General features: G+C 47.7%; 6 protein-coding genes. 1 reads left to right on the forward strand and 5 read right to left on the reverse strand.

Annotation, left to right across the window (positions count from 1 at the left end):
- Positions 1-437: 437 nt before the first annotated feature.
- The 5 genes from LZ24_RS16595 to LZ24_RS16615 all read right to left on the reverse strand — a co-directional run bounded on the left by LZ24_RS16595 (position 438) and on the right by LZ24_RS16615 (position 4,237).
- Positions 438-1,859, reverse strand: a complete 1,422-nt coding sequence (locus LZ24_RS16595; protein ID WP_222427691.1) for an MBL fold metallo-hydrolase RNA specificity domain-containing protein — start codon at positions 1,857-1,859, stop codon at positions 438-440.
- Positions 1,860-2,083: 224 nt separating this feature from the next.
- Positions 2,084-2,839, reverse strand: coding sequence for a PD-(D/E)XK nuclease family transposase (locus LZ24_RS16600; protein WP_144686826.1), 756 nt, complete (start codon positions 2,837-2,839; stop codon positions 2,084-2,086).
- Positions 2,811-3,119: a PD-(D/E)XK nuclease family transposase gene (locus LZ24_RS16605; protein ID WP_144686827.1), complete on the reverse strand. Its 309-nt coding sequence runs from the start codon at positions 3,117-3,119 to the stop codon at positions 2,811-2,813. The genes LZ24_RS16600 and LZ24_RS16605 overlap by 29 nt, the downstream gene beginning before the upstream one ends.
- Before the next feature lie 615 nt (positions 3,120-3,734).
- A complete protein-coding gene (locus LZ24_RS16610) occupies positions 3,735-3,989 on the reverse strand; it encodes a Txe/YoeB family addiction module toxin (protein ID WP_144686828.1) in 255 nt (84 codons plus the stop codon).
- On the reverse strand, positions 3,986-4,237 hold the full coding sequence (locus LZ24_RS16615) for a type II toxin-antitoxin system Phd/YefM family antitoxin (protein WP_144686829.1): 252 nt from the start codon (positions 4,235-4,237) through the stop codon (positions 3,986-3,988). The genes LZ24_RS16610 and LZ24_RS16615 overlap by 4 nt, the downstream gene beginning before the upstream one ends.
- Positions 4,238-5,230: 993 nt before the next feature.
- Here LZ24_RS16615 and LZ24_RS16620 point away from each other — a divergent pair.
- Positions 5,231-6,379: a transposase gene (locus LZ24_RS16620; RefSeq protein WP_144686830.1), complete on the forward strand. Its 1,149-nt coding sequence runs from the start codon at positions 5,231-5,233 to the stop codon at positions 6,377-6,379.
- Positions 6,380-6,413: the final 34 nt, after the last annotated feature.

Here is a 6,413-nt window from a genome sequence, read left to right on the forward strand (position 1 = left end):
TCGCCTGTGTCGTGAACCTATTTTGGGGCTGGTTATAAAAACCATATGGTCTGATAAAAACATCTGGACACGATACAGAACTGAAGATTTTCTGGTCCGCCTTCAGGCGGAGGGGGCTGCTGGTTCTGTACAGCAGAACACGGCAAGCCTGGATCCCGATGGGTGACTGGTGCGGATCATTATTCCGCCATCCCAATAAAATTGAAATTTCAGATGCGAATTCAGACAGACCATCTGCACCATTCTGAGTTAACCATAATCAAGCAAAAAAAGAGGTGACGCTTGAACAGGAGAGGTGTTTTTTTACTTGACAGTTCCTTTAAATGGGTGACCCCTTTTATTTTGTAATCTTTGGACAAAAAAAGATCAAGGCCCCTACTCCGGCATTCAAACCAATGCGCTTCACTCGTTTGACCCGTTCTGATTCAAGGCCTTTTTCATAAAACCACCTTAACAACATTACCCAAAGCAGCATAGGCCTTTTCCAGCTCTTCCTTCAGGGATTTTCTTGCCCCTTCCTCCCCATGCACAAGATGAATTTCTCCGGGCCTGTGGCGCATGCGGGTGGCAAAGCGGACAAGATCCCTCTGATCCGCATGGGCGGAATAACCGCTGATGCTTTCTATGCGGCTTCGGATGAAAATCTTTTCTCCATCAAGAAACACATAGCCGCCCCTGGGCCCGAACCTCTGAATATCCCTGCCCGGTGTGCCAGCTGCCTGATATCCCACAAAAAGAACAGTATGGCGGGGATCTTTGAGCATGGTTTTCAGATAGTTGACAATGCGGCCTGCGGTACACATGCCGCTTCCGGCAATGACGATGGCTGGCTTTGCGGACTGCGTAAGCTCTCTGACATTGGATATATGGGCAGCGTGGGAATCCAGCGTTATCAGCTGATCAAAGGCAAGGGGTTTTCTGCCCCTGCCAAGTTTCTGATGGGCTTCCCTGTCCCAGAATGGCTTGAGGCTTCTGTAAATGTCTGTAATGCGTCCGGCAAGGGGAGAATCCAGATAAACGGGCAGATCCTTCCATAGCCATCCTTTGTTCAGGCTTTCTTCTGCCCTGGTGTGCAGGATATCTTCCAGTTCATAAAGAATCTCCTGGGTACGGCCCAGACTGAAGGCTGGAACAAGAAGGGTTCCGCCGTTTTTAAAGCAATCTACCACAAGGGTTTCAAGGCGGTTTCTTCTGTTTTTGCGGTCTTCGTGGGTCCGGTCTCCGTAGGTACTCTCAAGGATCAGGGTATCTGCCCTGTAAAGGGGCTTTGGTGCCGGAAGAAGGGGTGCCCATGGTGCGCCAAGATCTCCGGAAAAAACAATGCGCTGGTCTTTGCCTGTGCTTTTATCGAGAATGGCGCATTCCACAATAGAAGAACCCAGAATATGACCGGCCCGGTGAAGCTTGATACGGAGCATTTGTCCGGAAGAATCCAGCAGGGTATGCCATGTTTTGTAGGGCAGTGGCCGGAGGCGGCTTCGGATGAGGGAGGTATAGCGATCCAGCATATCCGGCCTTGCGCTTACGGAAAGCTTGAAGGCATCTTCCAGCATGAGGGGCAGCAGTTCTGCGGAAGGCTCTGAACAGATGACAGGCCCCTGAAAACCTGCGGCCAGAAGCCATGGTATCCGGCCTGCATGGTCAATGTGGCTATGGGTAATGACAAGGGCCAGAATATTGCGGGTATCAAAGGAGATGGTGTGGGGATCAGGGTTTTTTGCTGTTACATTGTCAGGAGAAACTTCCGCACCCTGAAACAGGCCACAGTCTATCAGAAGGCTCTTGCCTTTTTCCAGCATAAGCTGATGACAGGAACCGGTAACACCTTCTTTGCCGCCGTGGTGGATAATGTTTATCAAAGCAGATTTTCCGTTCTTATTTTTAGTTCAGTTCGGCCATGGAATGTTCGATTTCATGGCCCATCCTCCTTCAGGTTAAGATGGGGGGCAGTTCAATGCGGCCTTTATTGTATATGGCTTCGATCTGCATGGTATGCTCCTTGGTGCAGTAGGGCTGATATATGAATCCATCTTTTCAATGGACTCAATAATGCTACAACTAAAAGGGGACCCCTTTTGAAAAATCAATCTAAATTGCGGATATCTTCATCACTAACTCCCAGTGTGGATATGATATCTGCATCAGAAAAACCCTTCCTACGCAATTGGAGGATGGAGTTTTTCTTAAAAGCTTCTTTTTCTGCTCTTTCTCTTTCTTTTTCTGCTCTTTCTCTTTCTTTTTCTGCTCTTTCTCTTTCTTTTTCTGCTCTTTCTCTTTCCTGGGCGAGAAGGGCCGCCTTGTTCTCGGCAGTAATCCTTTCCTGTTCGGCCATGAAGTGCTCGACCTCATGGCCCAGCCTAATAATTTCCTGCCTCATCTTTTCTGTCATATACTCATTGGTCTTCTGAACACGGATGAATTCTTCCTGCACACGGTATTTCTCACGAAGATGCTCATCTTTTGTGAAGGTCTCAATCATTTTATACACCTCCCGGATCATGGGGTTATGATTGATGCGCTCATCCAGGGGCCTGTCATTGTCCTGAATGGTGCCAATGAAAAGAGCCCATTCCTCAAGCTCATTAAGGGGTCTGGCTTCGGCCTTTTTTTCAAGGCTGCGAAGATACTTTTCAAGTTCAATATAATACAGGTGCCAGTGATTGACGAGGGGTTTGTGGGTACGGGTGTTCAGCATGGTATAGTGATTGAACCAGCAATCCTCTTCTTCCGGCTTATCAAAAAGCGTACCCACAAGAATATGAATGCCATAGCAGGCTTTAAGGTCGCTATAAAGGGCGTCTTTACCCTTTTCAAGCTGATCCCGGGTACATGCCCGCAAGGTAAAACTTGCTGCGGGGCGGATAATGAAAACCCGGCTCCACCTGAACCTCCAGATTTACCCATTCACCGCTTAAGTCATCTTTGGCCCGAATATCAAGGATGCCCTGTTTTTCATTCTTGAAGGGTTCAGATTCATCAAAGGGATTCAGAATGGTTACGTCAGAAAACTTTTTTGCAGGGGCTGTTATGGCGTTAATGAGGGTGATCAAAGGGGCTGTGTTGCTTTGCCTTCCGAAGATCCATTTAAAAACGATGTCATTGTAAATCTTTATTTCCATTGGAATATTTCCTTACAGAAAGACGACTGCCCCGGCCCCGTATAAAAGGGGTCACCCCTTTTACATTTATCTTTAATTATTTCAAATTCAAGACCTTCAGGATGTTTTTGTATGAATTCAAAAAAACTTATCTGAAAGACCATGCCCACCTGTTTTTTTCTCTGACTCTTTTTTTCTGATATGCTTCCAGGCTCTTCAATTCGATCTTCTATCTCATTAAGTTTTTTTAAAATCGCTAAAATATTTTCAAAGAACCTGACCGCTATTTTTATTCAAAGTACCCAGGCTGCTGTTGAAAACACAAATAAAACACGTAAAAAATATACAAAGTCAATTTTATCAGTGAAATATCTGTCATCAAACAGCATGTGAAAGCTCTTTTTATTCGATGTACGGATATCTGAAATAAAAGGGGTCACCTTTTATTTCGAAAAAAGTCAGTTTTGCGGGAAAATACATGACATAAAATGGCAGAAGCCAAAACAGTAAGCAGATCCGTCCCCTTTTGACCTTAGGGGCTTGAAAAATACTGATTTACCGCCTGCGGAGTTGAGTCTCTCGATCTGAAGTGAAGAATCAAACTTCAATGAGGTATATTGGCAATTTTCATCTCCCTTAGTAATGATACCGAAGCTGTACTATTTCAATGGCATTCTCAGAGACCCTGTAAACAAAGCGGTGCTCATCGTTGATTCTTCGGGACCAGCAGCCCGAGAGAGCATGTTTTAAAGGTTCCGGTTTTCCGATACCTTCAAAGGGGGTTCGCATTGTTTCTTTAATCAGGGTATTGATACGGCGCAGGGTCTGTTTGTCGGTTTTTTGCCAGAAGAGGTAATCATCCCATGCATGGCCTGCAAAAATGAGCTTCAATCCGCAAGCTCCTTTTCAAGCCCTTTGCCGTTTTCAAGCTGGGCGATGGATTCCAGAATACGCCTTGCATTTTTCGGTGATCGTAAAAGATAGGCTGTTTCTTCAAGGGCTTCATAATCCTCAAGGGACATAATCACAACTGCATTGGATGATTTCCGTGTCACAATAACTGGCGAGCGGTCTTCACAGACCCTGTCCATTGTTTTAGCGAGGTTTTGTCTTGCAGCGGTATAGGTTATGGCTTCCATATCTGAATCCTCCTGTACAAAATATTGTACGTCCAGACATTGGCTTGTCAAGCAAAAAAAAATCTGATTACAATAAAAAAGGTCAGATCCCTTTTATTCTTCAAGATGATCATGCCAAATCCTTCTGCACCCCATCATGCCAAATCCTTCTGCACCCATCATGGACAGAAAACCAAAGAAAACCAAAGTGAAAACCAAAGACACCTGAAAACCAAAGGACACCGAAAACCAAAGAACGAAAACCAAAGGACACCCAGTGCGCCGGGATAAGCTGGCATGAGATTGGAGGTGCAAGTCCTCTATCCGGTAAGGTGTAGCGAACCGCCGGAGCCCCGAGTCATGGGCTGCTGCTCGTGAGGGTAGTGGTTAAGCGTTGACAGGGGAACACACAGGCTCGGTATTGAGCTCCGAAATCAGGGTTGGGAATGCTGACCGTGTTGGGTGAACGGGAAGGCAAAACTGAATGCTGCGTCAACGCAAGTGGCAGGCAGGTTCCCCGGAGTCGCTGACCCGGTGCATGTGTGGATGTCTCATGAACGGAACCCGGGAGGCCTCACTCAGCGGTACATTAAGAGTAACTGACAGCTCCAAGGTAAGTAGCCGAACAGCTGTCAGAGCCGGGTGAGGAGTCGGACAAGGCCATAGTAGTGAAGAAGCGGACGAACAAATTGAAGGAACAGGCTTAATGATAAACGAACCGAATATGCGGAGTCCGTGGAGCGAAGGGCCTTGGCAGAGAGAAAGTCTGAAGAGTCAACCTGTGGCCGGGACTCAGAGCCCGGATAAATCAGATGAAGGGCTTGGAAGGCTGCGTGCAGCCAGCAGCAGGAAGCCGTGCGTTTGACTCAATGCAGGAGCCGGATGCGTTAGCAGCGCACGTCCGGATCTGTGCCGGGGGGTTGATCTGAAACTGACAATTGTCAAAATTGCCTTTCAGATCAATTCTCTACGGCGACCTTGGAGGTTTGTATTCTTTAAAAATATGGAGGCCACATGACCAGCCCCCGATCCAGCATCATCAGCCTTGAAAGCACCCCATGGTATCACTGCGTCTGCCGCTGTGTCCGCAGGGCCTTTCTTTGTGGTAAAGACAAGGATTCCGGTAAGGACTTTGAGCATCGCCGGGGCTGGATAGCAGAACGCATCATGGAGCTTGCCGCCATCTTTTCCATTGATGTGGCTGCCTATGCCGTTTTAAGCAATCATTACCATATCGTAATGCGTGTGGATGAGGACAGGGCGCTTGCATGGACAGATCATGAGGTGTTCACCCGCTGGGTTCAGCTTTTTAAAGGCCCGGATGTGGTGAGACGTTACCTTGCGGAAGACGGGGATTTAAGCCATTCGGATCAGCATCAGCTTGCAGAGCTTGCTGGCCTCTACCGGAGCCGCCTCTATGATATTTCATGGTTCATGCGTATGCTCAATGAATCCATTGCAAGGAAAGCCAATCAGGAAGAGGGGATAAGCGGCAGGTTCTGGGAGGTGAGATTTAAAAGTCAGGCCCTCCTCGATGAAAAGGCCATCCTTGCGGCCATGGTCTATGTGGATCTCAACCCTGTCCGGGCTGGTGTGGCAAAAACCCCTGAAGAATCGGAATATACTTCCATCAAGGAAAGGCTGGATGCCCTTAAGTTTTCTTCATTGAATGAATCTGAAAGTATTACCCTCACTTCGATCCTGGCTTCGAGAGCCTCAGCCACCGCACAGAGGGGGAGGGTGAATGAATCTGAAAATGACGCCCGGCTTCGAGAACCACAGCCACCGGGTATTGAGAGCCTCAGTCACCTGGGGCGCACATCGGATACTTCCACTGAAAAACCCAGAGCCACCCTTGCGCCCTTTGACGACCTTACGGATATGCCCTTTGCCATTCCCTTTGGCTTCCATGAATATGTGGAGCTTGTGGACTGGACAGGCAGGCAGCTCAGGCGAAAGAAGATGAGCATCCGTGAAAAAACACCGCCCATTTTAAGCCGTTTAGGTGTGGATGCAGCCGTATTTGTATCTTCCATGGATACACTTTTGGAGAAGTTCGGTACCGCCGTGGGTGATCCTGAAGTTTTGAGGATGCATTGTAAGCTGAGGGGTCTTCGCTGTATGCCCGGAGTCCGGTGTGATGTCTTTTTCGATGCGGCATGATTTACAGGGCTGGATTTATCCCCTAATAAAAGGG

Origin of the sequence: Desulfobotulus alkaliphilus (genome assembly GCF_007830435.1) — a bacterium.
Classification (GTDB): Bacteria; Desulfobacterota; Desulfobacteria; order Desulfobacterales; family ASO4-4; genus Desulfobotulus; species Desulfobotulus alkaliphilus.